The organism is Nostoc sp. 'Peltigera membranacea cyanobiont' 232, from assembly GCF_002245985.1.
Lineage (GTDB): Bacteria > Cyanobacteriota > Cyanobacteriia > Cyanobacteriales > Nostocaceae > Nostoc.
In genome coordinates this window covers 1-24,599 of the sequence record NZ_NOLK01000122.1, presented here as the reverse complement: position 1 = coordinate 24,599, position 24,599 = coordinate 1, and the positions used below count along the sequence as shown (strand labels likewise).

General features: G+C 41.3%; 18 protein-coding genes. 6 read left to right on the top strand and 12 right to left on the bottom strand.

All coding sequences use genetic code 11. From position 1 onward, the window contains the following. Window positions 1–194 precede the first annotated feature (194 nt). Window positions 195–1,061 carry a carboxylating nicotinate-nucleotide diphosphorylase gene (gene nadC / locus CDG79_RS29215; RefSeq protein WP_094345255.1) on the top strand — a complete coding sequence of 289 codons (867 nt, stop codon included), beginning with the start codon at window positions 195–197 and terminating at the stop codon, window positions 1,059–1,061. A gap of 219 nt (window positions 1,062–1,280) precedes the next feature. On the opposite strand, the gene CDG79_RS29210 is transcribed toward nadC, so the two are convergent. Together CDG79_RS29210 and CDG79_RS29200 are read right to left on the bottom strand one after the other, a co-directional pair. Then, window positions 1,281–2,456, bottom strand: coding sequence for a DNA double-strand break repair nuclease NurA (locus CDG79_RS29210; protein ID WP_094345254.1), 1,176 nt, complete (start codon window positions 2,454–2,456; stop codon window positions 1,281–1,283). Window positions 2,457–3,052: 596 nt separating this feature from the next. After that, entirely contained in the window at window positions 3,053–3,838 is a 786-nt protein-coding gene (locus CDG79_RS29200; RefSeq protein ID WP_094345252.1) for an HAD family hydrolase, read from the bottom strand. Between the two features lie 297 nt (window positions 3,839–4,135). On the opposite strand from CDG79_RS29200, the gene CDG79_RS29195 reads away from it, so the two are divergent. Next, window positions 4,136–5,944, top strand: coding sequence for an eCIS core domain-containing protein (locus CDG79_RS29195; RefSeq protein WP_223278380.1), 1,809 nt, complete (start codon window positions 4,136–4,138; stop codon window positions 5,942–5,944). Window positions 5,945–5,967: 23 nt separating this feature from the next. Here the strand turns inward: CDG79_RS29195 and CDG79_RS29190 are convergent, their stop codons facing one another. The 3 genes from CDG79_RS29190 to CDG79_RS29180 all read right to left on the bottom strand — a co-directional run bounded on the left by CDG79_RS29190 (window position 5,968) and on the right by CDG79_RS29180 (window position 9,139). After that, a complete protein-coding gene (locus tag CDG79_RS29190; RefSeq protein ID WP_094345251.1) occupies window positions 5,968–8,343 on the bottom strand; it encodes a tetratricopeptide repeat protein in 2,376 nt (791 codons plus the stop codon). A 120-nt stretch (window positions 8,344–8,463) separates the two neighbouring features. Beyond that, a complete protein-coding gene (locus tag CDG79_RS29185) occupies window positions 8,464–8,889 on the bottom strand; it encodes a type II toxin-antitoxin system VapC family toxin (RefSeq protein WP_094345250.1) in 426 nt (141 codons plus the stop codon). Beyond that, window positions 8,876–9,139, bottom strand: coding sequence for a hypothetical protein (locus CDG79_RS29180; protein ID WP_094345249.1), 264 nt, complete (start codon window positions 9,137–9,139; stop codon window positions 8,876–8,878). The genes CDG79_RS29185 and CDG79_RS29180 overlap by 14 nt, the downstream gene beginning before the upstream one ends. A 94-nt stretch (window positions 9,140–9,233) precedes the next feature. Between CDG79_RS29180 and CDG79_RS29175 the strand changes: the two genes are divergently transcribed. After that, window positions 9,234–9,914: a Uma2 family endonuclease gene (locus tag CDG79_RS29175; protein ID WP_094345248.1), complete on the top strand. Its 681-nt coding sequence runs from the start codon at window positions 9,234–9,236 to the stop codon at window positions 9,912–9,914. A gap of 71 nt (window positions 9,915–9,985) precedes the next feature. On the opposite strand, the gene CDG79_RS29170 is transcribed toward CDG79_RS29175, so the two are convergent. Next, a complete protein-coding gene (locus CDG79_RS29170; protein ID WP_094345247.1) occupies window positions 9,986–10,258 on the bottom strand; it encodes a hypothetical protein in 273 nt (90 codons plus the stop codon). 198 nt (window positions 10,259–10,456) lie between these two features. Between CDG79_RS29170 and CDG79_RS29165 the strand changes: the two genes are divergently transcribed. From CDG79_RS29165 to CDG79_RS29155, 3 genes are all read left to right on the top strand, one after another. After that, window positions 10,457–11,392 carry a hypothetical protein gene (locus CDG79_RS29165; RefSeq protein WP_094345246.1) on the top strand — a complete coding sequence of 312 codons (936 nt, stop codon included), beginning with the start codon at window positions 10,457–10,459 and terminating at the stop codon, window positions 11,390–11,392. Between the two features lie 9 nt (window positions 11,393–11,401). Further along, window positions 11,402–12,160 (top strand): isoprenyl transferase, encoded by a 759-nt coding sequence (locus tag CDG79_RS29160; RefSeq protein WP_094345245.1) that lies wholly within the window; start codon window positions 11,402–11,404, stop codon window positions 12,158–12,160. A 754-nt stretch (window positions 12,161–12,914) separates the two neighbouring features. Next, on the top strand, window positions 12,915–14,804 hold the full coding sequence (locus CDG79_RS29155; RefSeq protein ID WP_094345244.1) for an iron uptake porin: 1,890 nt from the start codon (window positions 12,915–12,917) through the stop codon (window positions 14,802–14,804). A 184-nt stretch (window positions 14,805–14,988) separates the two neighbouring features. On the opposite strand, the gene CDG79_RS29150 is transcribed toward CDG79_RS29155, so the two are convergent. From CDG79_RS29150 to sppA, 6 genes are all read right to left on the bottom strand, one after another. Next, complete coding sequence (locus CDG79_RS29150) at window positions 14,989–15,606, bottom strand: hypothetical protein (protein ID WP_143855606.1); 618 nt, start codon at window positions 15,604–15,606, stop codon at window positions 14,989–14,991. Between the two features lie 179 nt (window positions 15,607–15,785). Next, entirely contained in the window at window positions 15,786–17,396 is a 1,611-nt protein-coding gene (locus tag CDG79_RS29145) for an NAD(P)/FAD-dependent oxidoreductase (RefSeq protein ID WP_094345242.1), read from the bottom strand. Window positions 17,397–17,761: 365 nt separating this feature from the next. Next, complete coding sequence (locus CDG79_RS29140) at window positions 17,762–18,787, bottom strand: S66 peptidase family protein (RefSeq protein WP_094345241.1); 1,026 nt, start codon at window positions 18,785–18,787, stop codon at window positions 17,762–17,764. A gap of 83 nt (window positions 18,788–18,870) precedes the next feature. Next, window positions 18,871–19,389 carry a KGK domain-containing protein gene (locus CDG79_RS29135; RefSeq protein ID WP_317616620.1) on the bottom strand — a complete coding sequence of 173 codons (519 nt, stop codon included), beginning with the start codon at window positions 19,387–19,389 and terminating at the stop codon, window positions 18,871–18,873. A gap of 152 nt (window positions 19,390–19,541) precedes the next feature. After that, window positions 19,542–21,989 (bottom strand): dynamin-like GTPase family protein, encoded by a 2,448-nt coding sequence (locus CDG79_RS29130; protein ID WP_094345240.1) that lies wholly within the window; start codon window positions 21,987–21,989, stop codon window positions 19,542–19,544. A gap of 764 nt (window positions 21,990–22,753) precedes the next feature. Further along, a complete protein-coding gene (gene sppA / locus CDG79_RS29125; RefSeq protein WP_094345239.1) occupies window positions 22,754–24,589 on the bottom strand; it encodes a signal peptide peptidase SppA in 1,836 nt (611 codons plus the stop codon). Window positions 24,590–24,599 lie beyond the last annotated feature (10 nt).

Here is a 24,599-nt window from a genome sequence, read left to right as displayed (position 1 = left end):
GGTTCGGTATCCCTAAAAGCGTCGCTCTTTCGCGCTCCGCTTCCGGCACTTATTCAATATACCGAACCAATCTCCTCATGTCAACTATTTTCTCCAAATTTCTTTGGGACTGTTTTTCATCGCCCTCAAAGCCTTAGACTGTAAGACTTTTAAGCTATAGTATTTCTGGAAGTTACTAAGGAAGCAATAAGTTTGTGAGCAGTTCTGCTGTTTTACCCCCTTGGCTGGTTTTAGATCCTCTTTTGCGTAGTTGGTTGTTGGAGGATATTGGCCGGGGCGATCGCACAACAAATACACTACTAGTAGAAGATGTGACGTTAGGCAAGGCTTTATGGATAGCTAAAGCTTCAGGCATAATTGCTGGCTTACCAGTTGCAGCTAGAGTATTTCAGATTTTGAATGAAAAAGTTAGCTTTACGGCAGTGGCAGATGAAGGTGCGTGGTGTGAGCATGGACAGGTGATAGCTGAAATTTCTGGTTCGCTGGATGCGCTGCTGATGGGGGAACGGGTCGCGCTCAATTTGGCTATGCGATTGAGTGGGATTGCTACGCTCACTAATATATATGTAGAGAAAATTGCTGATTTACCTGCTCAGTTGGTGGATACGCGTAAAACTACACCAGGGCTGAGAATATTGGAAAAGTATGCAACTGCTTTGGGTGGGGCGATTAATCACCGTATGGGGTTAGATGATGCGGTGATGATTAAGGATAATCACATTGCGGCTGCTGGGGGAATTGGGGAAGCTGTTACCCGTATTCGTTCTCAGATTCCTTATCCCTTGACTATAGAGGTGGAGACGGAGAGTTTAGAGCAGGTCAAAGAAGCTTTGAAGCACAAGGCTGACATTATTATGTTGGACAATATGCCCTTGGATATGATGAGTCAGGCGGTGCAGTTGATTCGTCAGCAGGATAATGGGGTGAAAATTGAAGCTTCAGGGAATGTGACTTTAGAAACGATTCGCGGTGTGGCAGAGACAGGGATTGACTATATTTCTAGTAGTGCGCCAATTACTCAATCGAAGTGGTTGGATTTGAGTATGAGGATTGTACTTTAAAATAAGGCGAATCAACTCACTGTAAAGGTGGTAGAGTATTACGTTTTAGAGGGTTTAAATTTTACTAAATATAATCTATTTATACTTACCAGACTGTTGAAGTTGCTATGGTCGCTACAATCCCTAATGTGACTAATTTTAACCTAACTCTAATATCGTTCAAAATCTATAAAAATAAAGTTTTTTCAGAAAGACTTAATTTACTTAACTTAGGAGTTCCTAAGCAATACTCCCACGCTTTCTGGCTTCTTTATAGGAAGTTCCAACATTTTTTAAACCAGCTTTAATCATTTGTTGTTCGAGGAGGGCAAAGAAACGCGCTCGATCGCCACCTTTTACCACTGCTTGATTATGCGCTTCGGCGATCGCTACAGGGTAGCCATATCCTTTTTGCACTTGTGCTAGCATCAGTCCCAATGCTTGGTCTAACATGGTTACATTCTCTGCTACCCATGCTGGAACTTCGATTCGGGCGATTTCAGTGCCAACGTGAACATAGCAAAAATAAATAGTTTGATCGCCATAGAGTTCGAGAATCGGGGAATTACTCCGCCAAAGGGTGCTGCGTTGTCCTGGTTTGAGTCGGGTTGCCCAAACTGAAGTATCTCGCAACTGTTCAAAAATTTTACAAGCTACTTTTTCTAGCTGATTTGGGCAATAAGTTTTACAGTCTGGCACTGGATGAGGACAAGCCAACAACCTTAAAAAGTTCATTGTTTCGATGCTGCGAGAGGCGCTGAGATAACCCATCAGAGGAATTTGAGCATCACGCATTTGCTGCCAAGCTTCCAGGATGGGGGGTAAAATGCGATCGCGTGCATCTATCGGTAATTGTTCTAAAAACCAATAAATTAACGAACCATCTACCATCGCTAATGCTGGTGCTTCTCCTTTAGCTGCACATGCAAGTTCTGCCAAAACCGTTGCTTCGGAAGCAGTGCGGCGAAAACTCATCCATTCCTCGGTTCTAATTCCCCACTGTCGAGACATATATAAATCTTCTGGGCGATAAAATACTTCTGGCAAACTATCGAGTAGCGGATGGCGGTTTTGTGCGTAGTGTAAGACGACTCTGCCAATATTTAAGAGATAACAGTAAGCAATTTCATGATGGTTGGGGGCAATTTGGGAACCATCGGTAGCGATGACAGTATGAATTTTTGGCGGAACTGGGATATCGATGCAGGTTTCTAGCGGCTCAATTGGGGTAGCATTAGCAAAGAGAATGCGATCGCGCCATTTTTCCTGGCGATCGATTAAATCTTGTTGAGACTCATAAGCATTTTTTAAATGTTGTTGCGCCAATTCTAAACGCTGGCGACTGGCAGCAGCTTCTAAAGTAAGATGCTGGCTTAAGCCTTGCATTTGTCGCGCCAGTTTTGTTAGATCGAGCATAAAGGTAAGTTAGGAGTTAGGAGTTAGGAGTTAGGAGTTTTTCTACTTTCTTAGTATTTACCTACATCTTTATAAATCTCTCGCTTCGTTAACATTCCCCCTTGAAATAAATTTCAGGGTTAACAACTAAAGCCCTTTGATTCTCTAAAAAGGATTAAGTAGAGTCATTTTAGTACACTTGAGCTATGAGCCAGGAACTTAAGTTTCGGCGGGATGTTAGTAAGGGCAACAATTTGACTGCTATAACCCGCATTTCTCACAAGCTTCAGGCGTTTGATAGAGCAGAGGGGCAGAGGGGCAGAGGGGAAAGAACTTGGTATTTGAACTCTCCCCTGCTCCCCTGCACAAGCACGGGCTTTGAGAGGTGTGGTGAGAAATCCGGGTATAAATATCTAGGTAACGATCAGCCCTTTGAGGGAATACGGTTGAGTTAAGCATTTATGTCTTCTCTTTGTATTCTTTGCGTTAGCCTGCGGCAAGCCGCTTTCCGCCTACGTTAAAATAATTAACTTTGGCAAAGAGTTTTAGCCTTAACCGAACTGTATTGCCCTTTGAGGGTGAAGCCATTAAGAGATTATTGCAACATAATTTATATATTAAAGCCAAGCAGAGAAATCTTTGGCAAACTGAAACAGTGATAACAACTGAATTCGCGGCTCGTTTTGGGCAGCTTCCCTTTCTGCTTGGGTATTATAGCCCCAGTCTGCAAGGAACAGTTTCACCTCTTCAAGGTCTGTTTGCTGTTGGACTAACTCCAATGTCTTAAGTCTATCTTCTACAAACCAAAGACTAACTGACTTGTTTTCTGCTTCCTGCTTTAATTCTCGCAAAATTTCGTATTTGGGACGCTTGACTTCTTTACCAAAAATTGCTGCTGTCGGTAAATTCACTCCTTGCTGTTTGAGTAACTCTTGTACAAAACGCCCTTCTTTAGTTGTAACAATGTATAACTTAACTCCACTGTCAAGAGTTAATTTGAGTTTTTCTACTATACCCGGATAAAATTTATGCAGACTTAGCCAACCGTCTAAATCGGTGGTAATCCATTCATCCCGTTGGTTATCTAGTTTCGCAGCAATTTCTCTGGCTTGTAGCTTGTGATTTAACAAAAGTTTTGGGGCAATGCTTAACCATTCATGAAGAATTTTATCATCAGGAATTTCATCTACCAACGCTTTGATTAAAACGGGCATTTCCCAGCCTGTTTCAATTACAGGTCGCAGGCGGTAGAATCTCAAAGCTAAATCATCTGGTGGTGTGTCGTTAGTTGGCGACCAAATATCACAATAGGTGCGCCACGCTACCTCAAAATATTCAATTAGTCCGTCGCAAATCACTCCATCAAAGTCCAGGGCTAAAATTGTGGGACTACTTGCGGTCATTGTTTTGAGGATGAAACTGCTGTTGTCAGCTTACCCGACAATTTTAAATCATGCAGTAATTTTTGTGAGTCTTTTATAATAGACCCGCTAAATAAGGTAAAATCACTGACTGGCGGTTGGGATAAGACAGAAAAATACTAACCATCAATCGGGCCGCTCGCAAAGTTTAAGATCCCTACTGAAGTTAAATGTGCGATCTCATTACAGAATACTTTCTACTTAAGTCGATAGCGATCGCAACGAGATAAACTGTACAATTTGGATCAAAAATACGCCTTGGCATAGAGGTTAGGTGAGATGAGCGATATCCAAAGACAAACCGCTTTGCGTCCAGGCACATTTGGACGATCTGCTTTTTCAAATCCGTCCCTTGTCTCACCAACAACTCCAACACTGGCAAATCCAGTGCGCGGTTTTGCCATTGCAAATAATCCTCCGATTCAAACATCCTCCGAGGCATCAACCGACCCACAATTAGCCCAGTCTGCTGGGGAACAATCTTTAGAACCACAAGTTATCAAAAAAAAGCCAGTTCATGACATTAGTTCCATAGCGTTACGCCGTCCACAGACAAAACTCACGGTTGGAGAACCAGGAGATCGGTATGAGCAGGAAGCCGATAGCGTGGCTCATCGAGTCATCTCAATGCCTAATACTGCTGTGCAACCGAAGATAGCACCAGAAGAACAGACTCAAGAAGAACAGACTCAAGAAGAAGAAATACAAACCAAGCCTTCATTGCAACGAGCTATGAGTGGCAACTTGCAGGCTGGGGAAAATATTGAGAGTCGCCTGAATAGCAGTAAAGGTGGAGGAAGCCCATTAGGGGATGACGTGCGAGGCTTCATGGAACCTCGCTTTGATGCTGATTTTAGTCAAGTGCGAGTGCATACAGATGGTGCGGCTGTGCAGATGAATCAGGATTTGGAGGCGCAGGCGTTTACTCATGGTAGCGATGTTTACTTTGGGCAAGGAAAGTCGCCAGGTAATAATGAGTTGACAGCCCATGAGTTGACCCATGTAGTACAACAGACAGGTGGGGCATTGCGTAGAGATGTGTTGCAGAGAAAGCCAAAAGACCAAACAGTTACAGAACTTTCGACAAAATTGCCACTTACGCAAGCCAATGCAAGATTAATTGATGCTCATTATAATTTAGCCAGTGTTTGTGTAGATTTATCCGTGGCACAGACTGATTTAATCAGTACAAAATTAAGAATTTTCTCCCTAAATTACGATATGGCTTACAGCAATTACTCAAGAGTAATTGGTCAAGGAAGAGCAGAAGCACAAAATCAAACTCTTTGGAGAGGCATATTTTTAGGGATAGGAACGGGCATTTTAGCTGGTCTTGCTGCCGCCTATATTGCTCCTTCTACCGCAGCTGGATGGCTTGCTCTCACCCTTGCAGATGGACTTACAGCAGCCGGCTCTTCATTTTTACAAGCAACTGCATCTTCCGCAATAGCTCTTGCTGTATCAGATGCCATAACAACGCGAGGTAGTGATTTACAACCTGGTGGGCTTTCCCCTGATGTGCTGAAAAGTAATATTTGGCAACATGTAGCATCAATGTATCGTGGTGCATTGCAAACTAATAAAGTATTAGCAAACTTACATCGAAATACTGTTATTATTGAGCGATTAATTGCAGAAATGAGGGTACAAATTGCTGGTGGTGCATCAGAACATTCGGCGGCAGATATACTAACAGCAACTAATGCCATGATTGCTCACATTAATGGCATGACAACTGTCTTTAGCGAATTGAAACAAAAATCAACTGCGATAAGTGACTTTAGTAAGTCTATTTCGGCTTATGACCCTACTAAGCCTGGAGTTGCTCAAATGGAAAAAGATATTTGGGTAATGTGGATGGGAACTTTAAGTAATGATGATTCTGATATTCTCGATTTGGATAATATTGAGGATCATTTGAAAAGTATTGGAATTTTAGGTAATGGCGGTTTATTAGGTGTAGATTTTGGTGACTATACTTCAGAAGATGATGAACTAGCCGCTTTAGCAGCGGCTCGTCCTCGCGCTGCAACTATAAAAGGAGAATATGATAAAACCGCCTCCCAATGGACTGCACCAAGTCCCTAAGTAAATAATTAAAGGTATACTTATTACGCAGCACTGGTTAAAATTTTTTCAACTTGTTTCGGGGCTTGTATTTCAGTAAATAGCTGAATTGCTCGATTAAAATTCATTTGACTTTCATCAGGCTTTGCCATCTTTTGATAAGTTAAACCTAATTGAAAATAAGCTTCAGCTAAATCGCACTTAGCATCTATTTTATCCAACAGTTCTATTGCTTCTCTATGATGAGCCAGGGCTAATTCAAAATCTGCTTGTTCCCGATGGATTTCTGCTAAACCATTGAGTGTTTTTGCTTTCACCTGCATATAGTGGCTTTCTTCAGCAAAGGTTAAAGCTTGATGTAATATTTGATTCGCTTGGTAAACCTCTCCTAAGTTGACGTAAGTTTGACCCAAAATTTGCATGAAATAGACAAATCTCCCCGTCTGTTCTACCAATTTTTCGTTCGTAATATTTTTATAAGCTACGTCTGCTAATTGATATGAGGCATCACGCAAACCTAAATAAGAATACACTAAAGCTAAACAGACTGAAGCTTTCTCTGCCCAGCGATGATGCTCGGTATTTTGAGCGAGGTAAATTACCTGTTTAAATAAATTTACGGCTGCCTCTAATTCCCATAAATCTATTTTGTAAAGACCAATACTTAATAGAGAATCGACCTCTAGCATTCTCAGATAGTAAACTGGATGTTTATTTTCAGGCTGAGGTACAAGTGATTTGAGTGCTTGGGTTGCCAGAGTAATAGTTTTTTCTTGACAAGCGATCGCTTGACTAATTTTACCTGTTATCCAATATAGATCGCCTAGTATATTATAAAGTTCGCTGAGATTTTGGTCATTTTCTAAATTGTTTACAACTTGATTAATTGCAGTCAGGATCGGCTGAATTAAACCCATCCGATACAACGTACTACCAAGAGGCAAAAACTGCTGCCATTGATTATTTCGGCTTTTGAGAATGACTTTGCCTGCTAACTCAAATTCCTGAATTTCTATATAATGATAATATGCTTCCAGAGCTTGCAAAGCATCTTTAAATGTTTCAATTTGTTTAATACTAGCTGTCCAAAATTCTGCGGCTTTGTGGTTGGCAATTTCCCATTCATCACTGGGGCGTAAACGCGCGATCGCTTCTTTCCGAATCACCGGATGCAACCAATATTCACCTTTATCGCACTCTACCAAAGACCGATTTCTCAAAGAGGTGATGATTTGGCGATGTTGATCGGGTGGAACATCCCAAAGTAAACAAAATAACCCTGGTGATGGAATTCTGGGTATATCTTGGTAACGATAACATCCCAAACGACAAAGTAGGCGATATGCTTGGGGATCGAGGGCTTGCAGACGATTGATTTGACTAACGGCTAAATTTTTTAAATCGGTTGCTGCTAAAGGATCGGCATGATTTTCTTGCCAATAAAGAGTCATATCACCATCAAAATCCTCCTGAATCGAACCACAGAGAATTCCCATTGCTTTAGCATTACCGCCATAAGTGCGATGCATGATTTGCAAGGTTGGCGAGTCGATGACTAATCCACGGCTGCTAAAAAACTGTTGCCATGCGCTTCGATCCAAACCAGGAAGCCGGTAGTGATTCACATTTAGCCCAGGTTCACAAAGGCGATCGCGGCTAGTAATCAAGGTAACAGATTGCACCCTGGCATCAGCCAACACCCGCAATAGTTCTACATAGTTGCGGTGAGAAGCAATCAACCCACCTTGTCGATCTAATGCAGGTTCGAGATTGTCAATTAACACCCCAATTCGCCGATCGTGAAGTTCGCGCTTGAGTCGCCCCAATGTAACCCCAAATTCTACCCCAGGTTCTCGATCGAAATCTTGTTTGAGCCATTCCTCTACTACTCGTTCTGCGGGGGTGATATTCTGCGTTTCCTTCGCCATCAGCAGTTCTAAAACCAAGTCAAATCCCTGAGTTTGGAGATATTGCTGCGCTAGAGTGGTTTTGCCCAAACCTCCCTCACCTTGGATAACAATGACTTTTGATCCTTGATTTACCAAAGTATTCAGGTGAGCGATCGCTTCTGTTCGTCCAATAAAATTGGTATCCTCTAGTTTTGGGGTGGGGTGTGGCGATCGCGAGTAATCAATCAGACTGGATGATATCGCAGTAGTTTTTCTCAGAACTCGCTCCAAAGTAGCGCGACAATTACTTTTGGTTATCTTTTCTCGCAATACTTTAGAAAGCAGCTTCCATAACTGAGAACCAGCATCCTTGGCGTGTCCTTCCGTACAACCGTAAGAATGAGCGATATCCAAGTATTTTCTACCCAACCAAACTTGCACAAGAATCACTTTTTGCAAATCGCTCAACCGTTCCCCAGTCTGCGGGGGAATTATGGCATCTAACCATGCTAATGCTGCTTCAGCGTCCATTGTGTAACGACGAGGGGAGTTCAGATTTTAGGGACAACTATAAATTACTCTACAGTTATGTTGCTGGAGTTTTCGGATAAGATTCTGTAAATCCGACTTTTTTCCCGACTTTTGCAAACTTTATTCAAAATTCAGCAGCAAGTTATTGAAAGGATTGCTGTTATTCCAACGGTAGGTATTAAAGTCTCGTCGATCAAGCGTCAAAATTCGGCCATGTCCCAGATGTTCTGCTAGAACAACTAGAGAAGCATCTGCCATATCCATTGGCAAATCGGCATATCTTTCCATGAGTTCAACTATGCGTGTAATATGGTGACTTCGTAAGTCGAACACCTCAAATGCTTCTTGTGCAACCTCTCTCAAAAAACTACATTGAGCATTATTACCACCTCCTCTAGCAAGAAGAAGGTAACAAGTTTCGGTAATAACAGGGTAAGTAGTGACTAGTGGTTCATTGAGAGCATTTAAAACTTGTAGTGCTAATTGATGGTATCGATCGTTTTGGTTCCCAAGTGCCACGAAAAAGCCAGTATCAGCGACGATCATACTTTTCTTGCATTAGCGATCGCACAATGGCTTCGGAATTAGCAGCTAAGTCAGTTTCTCCTTTGAAACAGCCGATAAATTGACTTTGCTTGAGTTTAGCTAAGGGATCTGTTTTTTGTTGCTGAAGTTGTTGATAGCGCAGTTCAATCGAAGATTTAATTGCCTCTACTGTATCTTGGTCAGCCTCCTGTTGAATGTAGGCAAGCTTTTGAGCATATTCTTCATCTAGCTGAATATCAAAATTCTTCATTGCCACTAACTTGGAACGTTTACCTAAAGTATATCGTCCGCGTCGAATCGTCTAGAATAAAACTCATTAGGTAACATCAGCACCATCATTACTTATGGTGAAATCAGATCCCCGTCAATTGCCTAGTAGTGCTGAACTTCCTTGTTCAGACGATACTCCTGTGGATAACGAAGACCAAAACTTTATTCCTAACCTGCTTCTCTTCTTGCTGCAATATATTTGGGCAAACCGTAATGACTGGTTTTTCAGTGTGGATATGGGCGTTTACCATACTACAGGGGTTAGTCCACTTGTACCGATTGTACCAGACGGATTTTTGAGCTTAGGTGTAGAACGCCGCAAGGAAGGTAAATCTCGTAAAAGCTATGTTGTTTGGGAAGAAAACAACATTGTGCCTATCCTGGCTTTAGAAATTGTCTCCTTAACTCCGGGTGGAGAATACGACAAAAAATTAGACACTTATGCCAAGTTAGGTGTACTTTACTACATTATTTATAATCCAGAGTATTGGCAACGCGATCAGCACCAACCTTTTGAAGTTTATCGCTTAGTAGATGGTAGCTATCAATTGCAAATTGGTGAACCCTTTTGGATGCCAGAAATTGGTTTAGGAATTGGTAGAGGGCAATACGTATCTGGTAATATCCAGCGTCAGGTTTTGTATTGGTACGATCGACAAGGAAAGCACTATCAAAGTCCAGAAGAACAGCTTGAATTAGCGCAAAAACAACTTGAGCGTTATCGTCAGCAATTTGGGGAACTACCAGAAGATTGAGGGGGCGATTGCATTGCTTAGAGTAAAACCGATTTAGCGCTTTAAAAGTATTGCTATTTTGACAACAATTTTTAGTTATTTAACATACTCTTTTTAAGAGCTTCACTCCAAACAAGCTCAAACTCACTTTGTGATATTTCATGTTCTGTTCCTAAACCAGTTTCTGATAATGGTTGGTCGCACAAGGCTATTCCTCCAGTTTCTGGATGATAAAGTCTGTTAGATAAAAACCATTTATCCCCATAAATCTCAACTTGCCTGGAGGCCAAATCGCCATCAAATTCTAAATAAGCAATTCCCATTCCTAAGTCAGATTCAGCCTCATGCTTAAAATATAACTTCATAGCATTGTTTTCTTACTTATCATCACTCTGTGACTAATATATAAATCATTTCTGAAATAGAATGTGGCAATTTCATCCAACTTTTTCCCCGACTTTTGCAACCCTATCATATAAAACTGCCGACTTCAGCCGACTGACAAAACGAAGTGCGATCGCTTAGGCTATTGGGCATAGAGATAAAAATTTAAGTATAAAAATATGCTTAACACCCTCAGCCCAATTACAGCAGACTTAGCAGGTCAAAGCTATCACAGTCCTCATTATTTACAAACACAGCGCCGCATTCGTTCACTTATAGATAGATATATTGCAGTCGAAAAACTACATGAACGTCTGGAAGATTTACCGATACAGTTTGCCAATCCCCAACCGCGTCCCTGGAAATCTATTGATTGGCAAACGATTAACCGCAATCAAATTATCGGCTTAGACGCAGAGGTATTTTTATCTATATTGATAGGTGCGATGGATACAGAAGCGCCCATTCGCGGCTATACCCAAACCAGTCGGCAGTATTTGGAAAAATTGCATCCTCAAATGGCTCGGTTTGTTGGTGGAACTGTCGGTAAAGATGGCGAACTCCTAGAACTTGGTTTGTGGGAAAAGGAAGAACGTCAGCACACACCTGCATTAATCAAAATCTACACCCAATTAACAGGCGAGAAAATTACCCCAAAACTTCGGACTGTTAGAAGCTATCTTCCCACAGATGACGCTCACGAAGACTTATATCGTCACGGCTTACACCGCATTGCCACAGAATACGGTGCAACCTGTCTTTATATTTGGTTGATGGCTCACACGACTGGCGCACTCCAGGATGTTTTAGAGGAGCTAGCACAGGATGAAATCAACCATACAACCAAATTCTGGGGGTTTGGAGTCTGGGCTTTCCCTGATACTGGGTTGATACGAATTGGACGCACGCTGATCAAAACGCGATCGCCAAACTATCAGCGTAACAACCTCATGCGTACTCTCCGCCGCATGATGGCTACCCTCAACTGGAATGCTTGGTCATTAACCAACAAAACAACTCTCCTCTTCACCTTCACTTACACAATGCATCGCCTGTGGAGTTGGAACAACACCCTCACACCAGAGTACTTACAAAATTTATTTGAAACTAAATAGTCAAAACAAATGACAAATGACAAATCAAAATTACCTACCGATTTAAACCCCCAAAAAATACCCCAACATATCGCCGTCATCATGGATGGTAACGGCCGATGGGCAACCAGTCGAGGATTACCGCGCATTGCTGGACATCGCCAAGGAGCAAAAACGCTCAAAGAACTATTGCGTTGCTGTAAGGATTGGGGAATCAAAGCGTTAACAGCCTACGCTTTCTCAACAGAAAATTGGCAGCGTCCCGTTGAAGAAGTAGATTTTCTAATGCATTTGTTTGAGCGGTTACTACATCGCGAGTTGGCTCAGATGCATCAAGAAGGAGTGCGAATCTCGTTTATTGGAGATTTATCGGCTTTACCCAAGTCTCTACAGACGGAAATGGAACGTTCAATGACAGAGACTTTGAACAATCAAGCAATCCACTTTACTGTTGCAGTCAACTACGGTAGCCGCAATGAAATTACCAGAGTTTGTCGTCAAGTAGCTCAACTCGTGCAACGTGGCGAACTCAGCGCAGAACAGGTGAATGAAAGTCTTGTAGAACAACATCTCTACACAGCAGACACTCCAGAACCCGATTTACTGATTCGTACTAGCGGTGAGATGCGATTGAGTAATTTTCTCTTATGGCAAATGGCGTATACAGAGATGTATTTCACCGATATTCTTTGGCCAGATTTTAATAGAGAAGCATTTTATCAGGCTTTGTTGAGTTACCAAAATCGCGATCGCCGTTTTGGTCAAGTTAAAGCTTCACTGTCAGCTTAAGCTATCTGGAAAACCTCTCTCTAAATTTCTCCCTTCCCACATTGGAAAGGGGGTTAGGTTTTTTGTTGCTATGAGGCATAAAGTAAAAGCACCCACATTACCAGGATGGTATATGAGCGCTAAGAAATTTAAACATTATTGAGGATAATCTATCTGCTATGACAGACCGAAGTAACTATAAGAATAGCAGGCGGTGGGTAAATAAACTGCAAGGGTAGTTACAAATGTTTTGTTAAAAATATTACTTACTGTAAGATGTTGCTTATTTTTTTAAAGTGTGGTATATATTATCCTCTAAAAATTTTCTTTATGCGATCGCTATGAAGCTTCTCTGGGATGAAACTGGTTAACAATCCCAAGATAAATGATTTCCGTCCTTTTCCTCCCGATCTTCCCTACACTCCAAATTAATTTTTTGGGTAAATTACTCTTTGCTAGGTATTGAGCCTCTAATCTCGGCTAAATACCTATATTCTTTATCATAAAATCAGACGGATGTAATTATTATTTTGCCAATAGTAATTATCAAAACTCTCAATATGATTATTTGTTAATTCTTTCCCAAAATAGTATTTACTATAATTTAATACTTGCGATATAAGCTGATTTTGCGGTAAGTAAATTCAGAAAAAATCCTGATATCAAAAATTTAAAGTTAGCAAGATTCTCTGGCTAAATCTACTTTAAATTTACTTATCAATCAATTTCAAAATCGCAATTAATTTTTACCATATTATATGTGTTGGGAGTTCTCATGGCAAAATATCTACTAGCTTCTGCTAGTGGGATGGGATTTTTATGCTTAATTGCCGGGTTATCACCTGTGCAAGCCCTTCCTAATTTAGAAATTGCAGATAAAAACGTAGCTGTTAATCAAAATGATAGCAGTTATCAAAAAAATGATTCTCATCAAAGCAACTTGAAAAATAGTATCTCCAATGAGTTGCTGATAGTTAATGAGAATCAAAAGAATCAAGATTTAGGTGTAGATTCTGCTGTTAAGTTTCAGCAACAACTGACACCACAATCGGCAAATTCATCTCCATCCTCAGACAAGCTTGCACAAGTAACATCTGTATCCCAATTATCTGATGTACAACCAACAGATTGGGCTTTTCAGGCACTGCAATCTTTGGTTGAGCGATATGGTTGCATTGCAGGTTATCCCAATCAAACCTATCGCGGTAATCGGGCGATGACTCGCTATGAATTTGCTGCTGGCTTAAATGCTTGTTTAGAGCGAATCAACGAACTGATTGCCACTGCAACTGGTGACTTGGTTAAGAAAGAAGATTTAGCCACGTTGCAGAAACTACAAGAACAATTTACGGCGGAATTGACAACATTGCGGGGTCGAGTAGATGCTGTAGAAGCTCGTACCGCAAAACTAGAAGCAAATCAATTTTCTACAACTACTAAACTTAATGGAGAGGTAATTATTGCTGGTGTTGGTGCTACCGGCGGCGCTTCTAATAACAGCGACTCGAATATCATTCTAGTCAATAGAGTGCGCTTAAATCTCACCACTAGCTTTACTGGTAAAGATTTATTACTTACTGGATTGCAAGCTTATAACTTTTTGGGTGGAGCCAATGGACAAGGTAGCCTCCAACAAAGTTTAGGATTAGCTGCACCTCTTTTAAGTTCTAGTAGCGCTCGTACCAGTTTTGAGCCGCAATTTCCAGGGTTAAATGTCAATACTTTGTCGAGTGTTGGCGCGAACGATGTTCAGCTTTACAAATTGCTGTATATCTTTCCCGTCGCTAATAAATTAACCTTGTTTGCCGGAACTGCGGCAGAAACATCAGATGCTTTCCCAACAATTACACCTTTTTATGGCGAAGGCCAAGAGTCAATTTCTCGTTTTGCAGGCTTAAACCCTGTGTTACGGGTTTCTGGTGGGACTTCGGGTACTGGTTTAGCATCAGCGGCGGGATTTATTTATAGTATTTCCCCGAATTTGGATTTACGCGCTTTATACGGTAGTGTCAATGCCAATTTACCTCAAAAATCTGCTGATGAGGCACTACCAGGAGTTTCTACGACACCTTTGGGGGGTGGTGTATTTAGTGGAAGCAGTATTGTTGCTGCACAGTTAACCTTCAAGCCTAGTCCTGACTTAGATATTGGTTTAAACTATGCCAATAGTTATCACGAAATCAATATTTTAGGTACTGGATTAATTAGTGGTGATGTTGGTGCTTTAGCTGGTGTTGACGCTGGGACACCAGTCAAACTCAATTCCTTTGGGGGTACAGTAACATGGCGATTTTCTCCCAAGATAGCCTTATCTGGCTATGGTGCAGCATTATTTGTTGATGCTTCTTCTAATAGCGTTAATGCTTCCACCACCTTTACAAGTTGGATGGTGGGAGTTCACTTCAAAGATTTATTCAAGTCAGGGAACAATGCCGGGATTATTTTTGGTCAGCCACTTTACCGTAGTGATGCTGGTGGTTCTGCTCAACTTTCCCCCACAGGCGACAATCGGGCGACTCCTTACCATTTAGAAGGCTATTATCGCTTTCGAGTTAGCGATAATATCAGCATTACTCCTGGTGCGTTTATTCTCTTTAACCCAGAAGGTAATAGTAACAATGAGACTACGACTGTAGGTGTACTTCGGACTACTTTTACGTTCTAACCAAACCTCTAAATAGCCATACTGTCATTTTCCATACCATAACTTAGGAACAAGAATTAAATAACATACAGTTTATGTCCCTAGCTTACCTCACCCTCAATCCCTCTCCTTATAAAGGCTACGGTGTACACACAAGTAGTTGTTGACGGCGTTTTAAGATTTATGGAGCAGCCCTGGAGATACCTCACCCTGATTTTGCTGTGCAAAATCTGTCCCTCTCCTTATTAAGGAGAGGGATTAAGGAGAGGACAGGGTGAGGTTTTTCTTTTGTTTTAGGTAATTCGATCACTTGTTTTTTTAATTCATTCCGAATTAGTTCTAATTTGCCATCTATCAGTTCAGATATTTTATCAACTATTTGATTAGCATCTTGAAATAACTTATTTTCCAAATATTCAATTCTTTCCAAACTCTGTTCAATGCTGTTTTGAGATAAGCTAATCGCCTGCATTACAGCTAGTGACATTTGATTAATTCTATTTTCTAGGTAAAAATTAGTTTTATTAATAGTCTCTACGAGGGGTTTCTGACGAATTTTATCTATTTTCTCAAGGTGATGTTTAACTTTGTCATCTGCTGTATTTAGCAAATGTTCAATGTCATTTTTAACCTTACTTTCTAACTCTTCAGTTTTTTCTATTGCATGATTAATACTTTCTTGAGCTATATAATCAAGCTTGTCAGCCAAAGGGTAAAGTTTGTCATCAAACAAGTTAGCTATTTCTTTGCTACTCTCTTTCACAACCTCTTTAGCTGCACTCTCAAATTGTTTAACAAGACCTCCAAATAGCCATCCCATCATTTATTTACACCATAACTAGCAAGCGAATATCTTCCTAAAAATAACACTCCTGAAAAGGAGTGTCGAGGATAAAATAATGACTAAATAAAAAAGTAGAAACTCGGTGGACAATTATCAAATAATAATATTACCGTTTTGCCCAAAATCTATTGTGCAAAACTGGTGCGATGCTTACAGCGCTAAAATACGCTCTTCAAAATACTTAAAGCCACTGCCTCTGCTACCTTAATACCATCGATACCCGCCGAGAGAATTCCCCCTGCATATCCTGCGCCTTCACCAGCCGGATAAAGTCCAACTGTATTTAAACTCTGATAATCCTCTTTGCGTTTAATCCGAATTGGTGATGAGGTGCGGGTTTCTACCCCAGTCAATACGGCATCATCCATCGCAAATCCCTTGATTTGTTTGTCAAAAGCGGGCAGTGCTTCACGGATGGCGGCGATCGCATAATCTGGTAAACTCTCGCTCAGATCGCCCAAATGTACCCCTGGTGTATAAGACGGTTTAACCGTGCCCAACGCTGTAGAAGGGCGATGGTTGAGAAAGTCTCCCACCAACTGCCCCGGAGCTTCATAAGTTCCACCGCCCAATTCAAAAGCCTGTTCTTCCAAGCGCCGTTGGAAGTCAATTCCCGCCAAGGCATTGCCCGGATAATCTTCGGGTGTGATGCCCACAACGATCGCACTATTGGCATTACGCTCATTGCGAGAGTATTGGCTCATCCCATTGGTGACAAGTCTCCCCGGTTCTGATGCGGCTGCAACCACCAAACCCCCTGGACACATACAAAAACTATACACAGAACGACCATTTTGGCAGTGATGAACTAGTTTGTAATCGGCAGCACCTAAAAGCTTATGTCCCGCCTGAGTGCCAAAACGACATTTATCGATGAGAGTTTGGGGATGTTCGACGCGAAAGCCGATGGAAAAAGGTTTAGGCTCGATGTAAACCCCGCGATCGTATAGCATTTGGAAGGTATCGCGGGCACTGTGTCCTACTGCCAAAACCACATAATCGCTGGCGATATATTCCCCACTGGCAAGGGTGACTCCCCGCACCTGTCCATTTTCGATGTTGATATCTTCCACCCGACTTTCAAAGCGAATTTCACCGCCGAGGGATTCGATTTTAGCCCGCATACTTTGGACGATTCCCACAAGTTTGAAGGTGCCGATATGGGGTTTGTTGATATAGAGAATTTCTGGTGAGGCTCCGGCATTGACGAGTTCGGTTAATACCTTTCGCCCATAATGCTGAGGATCTTTAACTTGACTGTAGAGTTTGCCATCGGAGAATGTACCCGCACCGCCTTCACCAAATTGGGCATTAGATTCTGGGTTGAAGTCTGATTTTTTCTTCCAAAAGCCAAAGGTATCAGCAGTGCGATCGCGGACTTTTTTGCCACGTTCTAAAATGATTGGACAAAAACCCATTTGTGCCAGCATCAAACCCGCAAATAAGCCACAAGGCCCAGTACCAATGACGATGGGGCGAATCGCCAAATTGCTCGGTGCTTGCGCCACCGGGCGATAACTCATGTCTGGCCTAACCATCACATGGGGATCTTTTTTCAGGCGCTTGAGTAGATGAGTCTCCTGAGTTGTTTCTACATCCAGAATATAAACAAGGTTAATCTCTCCTTTCTTACGGGCATCATAGCTACGCTTGAAGATGGAATAACCGATCAATTCTTCGTTTGTGATTTGTAGCTTTTTGAGGATGGCAGTCTCGATCTCGTCTTCAGGATGATCGAGCGGAAGCTTTACTTCTGTTAGTCGTAACATGGCGAGGAGAAATTCATACTATCTATCAAAATCTTAATCAAAATCACTGTGGCGCGGCTGATGCTTAAACCAACGTGAGTTCAATAAACCTCTCCCTGCTTGAACTAAAGTTCAAGTCTGTCCCTCTCCGAGTCGGAGAGGGAAGGTTTTGCGTAGTAAAACCAGGGAGAGGTCTTTTTATGATGGCTAATTAGATATAGGAATCCGGTTTGATTTGGAGAAAATATCCGTAGGATGTGTTAGCACGGAGAGTACGGCATCAAACCCGTGATAATAGTGCGTTACGAACTCCGTTCTAACACACTCTACAATACCTAATTTCGTTCAAAAATCAAATAGTAATCCTATAGATAAGATATGTCGTGTTAAACCAGACTGACAGCCGCCTCTAACATTCGTATTGTCCCAAGTTCAGCATTTATTTCCACTTCTAAACCGATTGGTAAGGTAAATTTATCTTTAATATGACCAATCATTGAACCATGCCAAGCAGGAATACCTAAAGGAAGTATGTGTTGTTGCAATACTTGCATTAATGTAAATGATGGTTCATCTCCAAGTTTACAATTAGTGCATTGCCCAAAGATAAAGCCAGAAATTTGATTAAGTATTCCAGCAGTTTTTAACTGTGTCAGCATTCTATCTACACGGTAAACATCCTCGCCAACTTCTTCCACAAACAGGATGCTTTTGTTCCAAGAAGGTAGGTAAGGTGAACCTACCATCGCCGATAATACTGATAAGTTTCCACCTACAAGTTTACCTCTCGCCTTTCCTGGTGCTATTGTCTCCACCCGCACTTCGCTAGGGTTGAGATTTTGCATAGTCACAGCTTCAGCATTAAATAGGATGCGTTTGAAGTAATCCACTGTAAATTGATTCCAAGTAGATGTGGCAACTGGCCCATGAAAAGTAATCATTTGACTACGAGCATTAATTGCTAACAACAGCGTTGTAATATCGCTGTAGCCCATGATAATTTTCGGATGTGAGCGGATCAGCGAGTAGTTAAGTAAGGGTAAAATGCGATTACAGCCCCAACCGCCACGCATCGGAATAATTGCTTTGATGGTGCGATCGCTAAACATCAAGTTTACATCCTGGGCGCGATCGGCATCTTTACCCGCTAAATAGCCATAACGATCTAAAATATGCTTTCCTTGCTTGACTTTTAACCCTAATTGTGAAAATGATTGCTGTGCGGCTTCGATATCTTTAGCGTCAACAATACCCGCAGGGGAAATCAATCCTACAGTATCGCCCACTTGCAGACGTAACGGCTTGCGGATGATGTTTGGAGGTAGTTTCCCTTCAGCATTAAATGCTGGTATCTGGGTAGCTATGGTAGCTAGTCCACAACTTGCAAGAAATTGCCGACGTTTGATAAGCATAAGTATTTAGGATAGTGACGTGGACACCGCTAATTTTTACAAATCAAATTGAATTGTTATATGTAAATTATTATTGGCTAATTTTACTCATGAATCATGCGGCGAAGATCGTCAAGAGGGGATTCTGGTTCAGTGATTTCTGAATTTTTGCTATTAGTTATTTCTATATCTTCTTCTTCAATATAAAATTCAACGCTTATTTTAATTTTCACTTTCCCTTTTTTCCAGCTTTGAGAACCTAGTGTTAAAATTTCGCAATCTATACCCTTCTGAAACAAATTCACAAGAGAATTGTTTATATCTACTCCCTTCCTCCTTAATTCTTCATTCAATATATTTCCAAGATGGGAGTTAGCTGAGGTATCCATTGCTTGTTTTAATTTAGCAACTTTGTATATATTGTCTCCGAAGTTCAAAACATCACTATCATTACACTCTATTGGCTTAAATTCATCTTGCATATCAACCTCAATTCTTGATTTTCTTCTACGACGTCTGCCATTGTTGTTGATTTCGACCAAAATATTCTCCTTAACCTCTTTACGCAAAACAAAACTGTACTTAGTGAGCGCTAAGGGACTTCCAATTAAAAAAATATCCAATTTTGTAGGGTGCGTTAGCGACAGCGTAACGCACCGCCAGATATCTCGGTGCGTTACGGCTTTCGCCTAACACACCCTACTGTATATTTTATTTTTTGGAAGTCCCTAAAGCACTCACTAAAAGCTACAATTATCTCAAAAATGATTTGAGATTAATATTGAACCTCTTGTACTACGTCTGAATTCACAAATCCATTATTAGCAAACTTCCCATCACCATCAAACAAATCACCAATTACAGGCAAGAAATGGTCATATAATTTCATCGCTTGCAAACAACTATTGATACTAGAAGCTGCTGAATTATATGCGGCAATATTTTCCTCAACAACACTCAATAATCGGCGATTATTCGCAATTTTTTCTTCAGCTTCTTGTTGCAGTGTTTTCTCTAAATAAGCCCGTGCCTGTGGATATTGCTGCAAAATCTCATCTGCTTGCTGTTCTGCCATTGGTAATAACTGAGTTTTGAGCGTTTGGTTGATGGTTTGACGGAAAGATTTACGAATAGTTTGAGAAACTTTTGGCTCAAAATCTAACTTCAATAATTGCCTAATGGCTGGTTCTGCTTCTACGATACTTTCAGCGTCGTAACCTTGAGAAGTTTGTAATAAAGTCTGGCGAAATTGATATATAGAAAAAGTGCCCTCATCGTAAAATCTTGGACTTTCTCGCACGAAGCGATCGCACTCTACACTAGCTGCACTCACTAATGCTTGAGTAACGCTTTTTTCTAAAGTTCTGATCTCTTGTTCAATGCCGCCATCATTATCTAATAAACGATACAATTGGCGATAGTATTCTGATTTGCGAATCTTTTCAATCAATCGCTGGAAATAATTTGCAACTACTTGCTGAGAAGATTCAATCAAAATATCTTCTAATTGATTTGCTAAGTAATAAAATGCCTCTACTAAAATAGCAATTAAAGGTGCGGTAGCGTTGCGAGGATGGCTGATAGTTGCACGTCGATAAGCATAAGCTACAGAAAAACTATCTAGCAATTCATCTAAACGGCGAATCATTCGTGATTGCAATTGCTTAAAATCTGATTCAAAAGCATCACAAGAACTATTAATTATCTGGTTAACTTCTTCTGTGATATGCTCGCTAAATTCTCTACCAATTTGCTGGAGTTGCTGATTTAGGCGTTGCAACTCTTGCGACTTCATAGCCTCAATTTCTTGGGGTTGACTATCTAAATGACGTTGTACGCTCTGATAATGTCTCTTCAGTTTAATACAAACATCTTCCAAATCATCAGCAAGGTTTTTAAATAACTGCGGACGCTTTTCTTCTGTAAGATAGCGAGTGATAGCTGTGCGAAATTCATCAGTACCACTATCTTGAATTAGCTTTTCTATCAGTTCATTTCCCCAATCTCCCAAAATCCGTACATAATTTTGATTTGGGGTTTCATAGCCGTTAACAGAAACACGTAAGTTAGTGGTAGATAGCTTTCCTGAATTGACGCAGTAGTTGTTAAAGGCATAGACAAATTGTGGTATTTCTTCTTTACCATCTAAACCTTTTATGCTTTCGGCAAAAACAGAATCTAAACCAAATCTATCTCCTTGGCTTGTCTGTTTAATTTGACTGCCGTAAAATCCTAGTAATCCACTGGTTTTATAAACCTTGTTTGAATTAGCAAATTGCCCACTAATTAAATCGTCTAATCGTTGCCGTAGTTGGGTATTGTACCAAGTTTCATCAATGCGGTTGAAAACATAGAAAACGCGATCGCGTACTCCCCCATTCTGGCGCATTAATTCCAAAAGTTCTGTTTCTTCTTTTGTCATGTCACCCGCCGAAGCAGGTTTTAGCACACACACTACCGCCGAAGTATCAGGATGTTGAATTTTGGCATAAGTTAGTTGTGCATCTTTCTCTACTGGGGCATCTATACCTGGTGTGTCAATAATTACGTTACCATCTTGTAGCAGAGGATGATTACAGTAATATTCTATTCGCTTCAATACTGCACTATTACTACCACGACGGGCATATCCAGCCGCTTCCTTGAGGTTGAAAAAGTTAAATTGCTCCATTGAGTATGTAGCATTATTTACCGTGTTGATGCGATCGCGGTTTGCTATATATCCTTCTAGCAATAACATTAACGCCTTCGCCTGTTTTGCACGTTCTGATTTACTTTCACCACCTTCCTGCTGAATAATCGCTTCAGAACCTTCAAGTAGTAAGTTAATTACATCAGTTTGGTTAATATTAGGTACTGTCTTAAATCCTAGCTGCTTACACAAATAAACTGCTTGTTCCCGAATCTCTGCTTCGCTTAAAAATGTCAAAACAACACGTTCTTTCTCTACTTCTGCATACTCTATTTTGCATTCTGTACCTGTAGCGTGTCCCTCTGCACTGTAAAGTAATTCTCTCTCTAATAGTGCATTTATTAGCATTGATTTACCGGCACTAAACGCACCCGCAAACACAATTTCAAACTTGGGAGAAATCGCCTTAGTTAGAGAAGTTTCTACAGGTGTAATATCTTGAGAATGTAGCGTTGGTTCTTGCTGTAAAAGCTGTAATATCGACTCAACTTGCTCTTTCAAATTTTTGCACTGAAGCGGTAAATCTGACATATTCAGCATCCTGACAATCTTTATGTATATGTTAGTTACATTTATTGTCTGGATGGTTCAGTAATATCTCTGAGATATTCGATGCATTTTGGCTGCATCATGTCCACTTAAAAACTGATTGTTTAGAGGATGTTTTAAAAGTATTTAGCTGTGATTTTAGGCACTTGTCGAGGGTGCATCCCAGTTTTTATTTTCCCATGAAAGAATAACTGTCATTGCAAACGCAAGTGCGTCTCGTAGAGAGGAGGAACGACGTTCGTAAGAGCGTGTCGCAGACAAGCAATCGCATGGACTCGCACTTAGTTGGAGATTTTGCGATTGCTTCGTAACGCTTCGCAATGACATGCAAAAAAGTGGGATGCTCCCCTTGTCGATCCCCCCTAACCCGGATTTCTCACCACACCTCTCAAAGCCCGTGCTTGTGCAGGGGAGCAGGGGAGCAGGGGAGAGAACAAAAATACCAAGTTCTTTCCCCTCTGCCCCTCTGCCCCTCTGCCCCTCTGCCCCTCTGCTCTATCAAACGCCTGAAGCTTGTGAGAAATGCGGGCCTAACCCCCCTTAAAAAGGGGGAAGAATCAAAGTCCCCCAATTTATCGGGGGATTTAGGGGGATCTAGAACGTTTTAATACCTACAATAAGACTTTTAAAACATCCTTTTAGGCTGATGCGAAGAGAAGAGACGCAACATTTCGCGTCTCTACAAGGATTCTGAAATCACGCAAAATCATTTTCACACCTGAATTGAGCAACGCCGAAAAAAGCATCTACTCAATCTTCAAGTTGAAAGGCAAACGGGCATAAACCCCCTTTGGATCGTTCATTTTTTGCAAAATCTCTACTTCTTGTTGGAATTTCTGGAATTCATTGGTGAGGGGGTTAGATGGTTTGAGTTGCGCCACCTCAATCCCTAAAGCAGTCCGCGCTTCTTCAGTTGCACGCCCAAAAAAGCGTTCTCCGAAACCGTTAGTGCGAGGATATTCTTCCACTTCCCAGTCTTCTCCTAGTTTTGCCTCTTTGACAGCATACGCGATCGCACTATTCAAACCGCCAATTTCATCTACCAAACCAATTTCCTTCGCCGCTACACCAGACCAAACCCTTCCTTGGGCAATTTCTGCTACTTTTTGTTCTGGGAGTTTGCGACCTTGAGAAACTTTATTTAGAAACATATTATAAATGCGGTTAACACTGCGTTGATAAAGTGCTAACTCTTGGGTTGATTTCGGGCGCGAAACTGTTTGACTATCAGCATAGGTTCCAGTTTTCACCGAATCCCAGGTGATGCCGTTATTATTGGCCAGCTTTTCACCATTAAATAGCAACCCAAACACACCTATTGAGCCTGTAATGGTATTTGGTTCGGCAAAAATGCGATTAGAGTCGCTAGCAATCCAGTAACCACCAGAGGCAGCGACATCGCCCATTGACACTACAACCGGTTTTACTTCACGGGTTAATTTCACTTCTCGCTGCATGACTTCGGCTGCGGTAGCGCTACCACCAGGACTATTAATCCGTAATACAACAGCCTTTACATCCTTGTCTTGTCGGAGTTTGCTGAAGATTTTGGCAAAGCGATCGCCTCCTACTTGCCCATCATCACCTTTACCATCAACAATCTCGCCCTCAGCATAAACAACGGCAATGTGATTTTTGGAGTTACGTTCTACACCCAAAGATTTACCAGAAACTTCTGCGTAGCTATTGAAACTAATTTGTCGGAATGTTTTGTCGTCTTTATCGCTACCTGTCAATTTTTTGAGGTCTGTTACCACTTCATCAGGGTATGCTATTCGATCGACTAAACCGTTGGTTTTAGCTTGAGTGGCTTCCAGTATCGCCTGACTATCTGCGATCGCTTGCAACTGGTTAGGTTCAATTTTCCGACTTGCACCGACGGTAGTGCGCCACTCTCCCCAAACATCATCTAACAATTTCTGAGTTTGTTCGCGGTTTTCTGGACTCAATTTTTTCAGGATAAACGGTTCCACAGCACCTTTGAATTTACCCACTCGCACGACTTGAACGCCAATGCCATACTTTTGTAATGCACCCGCTAAGAACATTGGCTGTGAACTCAAACCATTGACTTCCATCAATCCCAAAGGATTAAGGACAATGGAATCTGCCACTGAACTAAGGTAATATTCCTTTTTACTCCAATCACTGCCATAAGCTACAATCTTTTTCCCAGAAGCGCGAAACTCTTCCAGCGCCTTCCGAATTTCTTTAAGGGAAGCATAGCCGATATTACTCGCTTGGCTTGTGCTAGTTGAATCTAGATAGATGCCGACAATTCGCGGATCGCGTCGCGCTTTTTCCAAAGTTTCCACAACTTTGCGGAGTGATATCCTTTCATCATCCACACCTGATATTGTGTTTTGAAACAGTTCGCCAGAACTAGGTTCGCTATCAGTAATTTTCATCGATAAATCAAAAACCAACACTGACTTATCTTTCACATTTGGCCCAGTATCTTTAGAGGAGGTAGCAGCCAATATTAGCAAGAATAGTCCAGTAGTTCCTAGACCACCGAAAATAATTAGTCCTAATAAGGTGCCAACTAAGCTAGCAAAAGTTTGTTTGATAAAATTACGCATTAGTTATTGG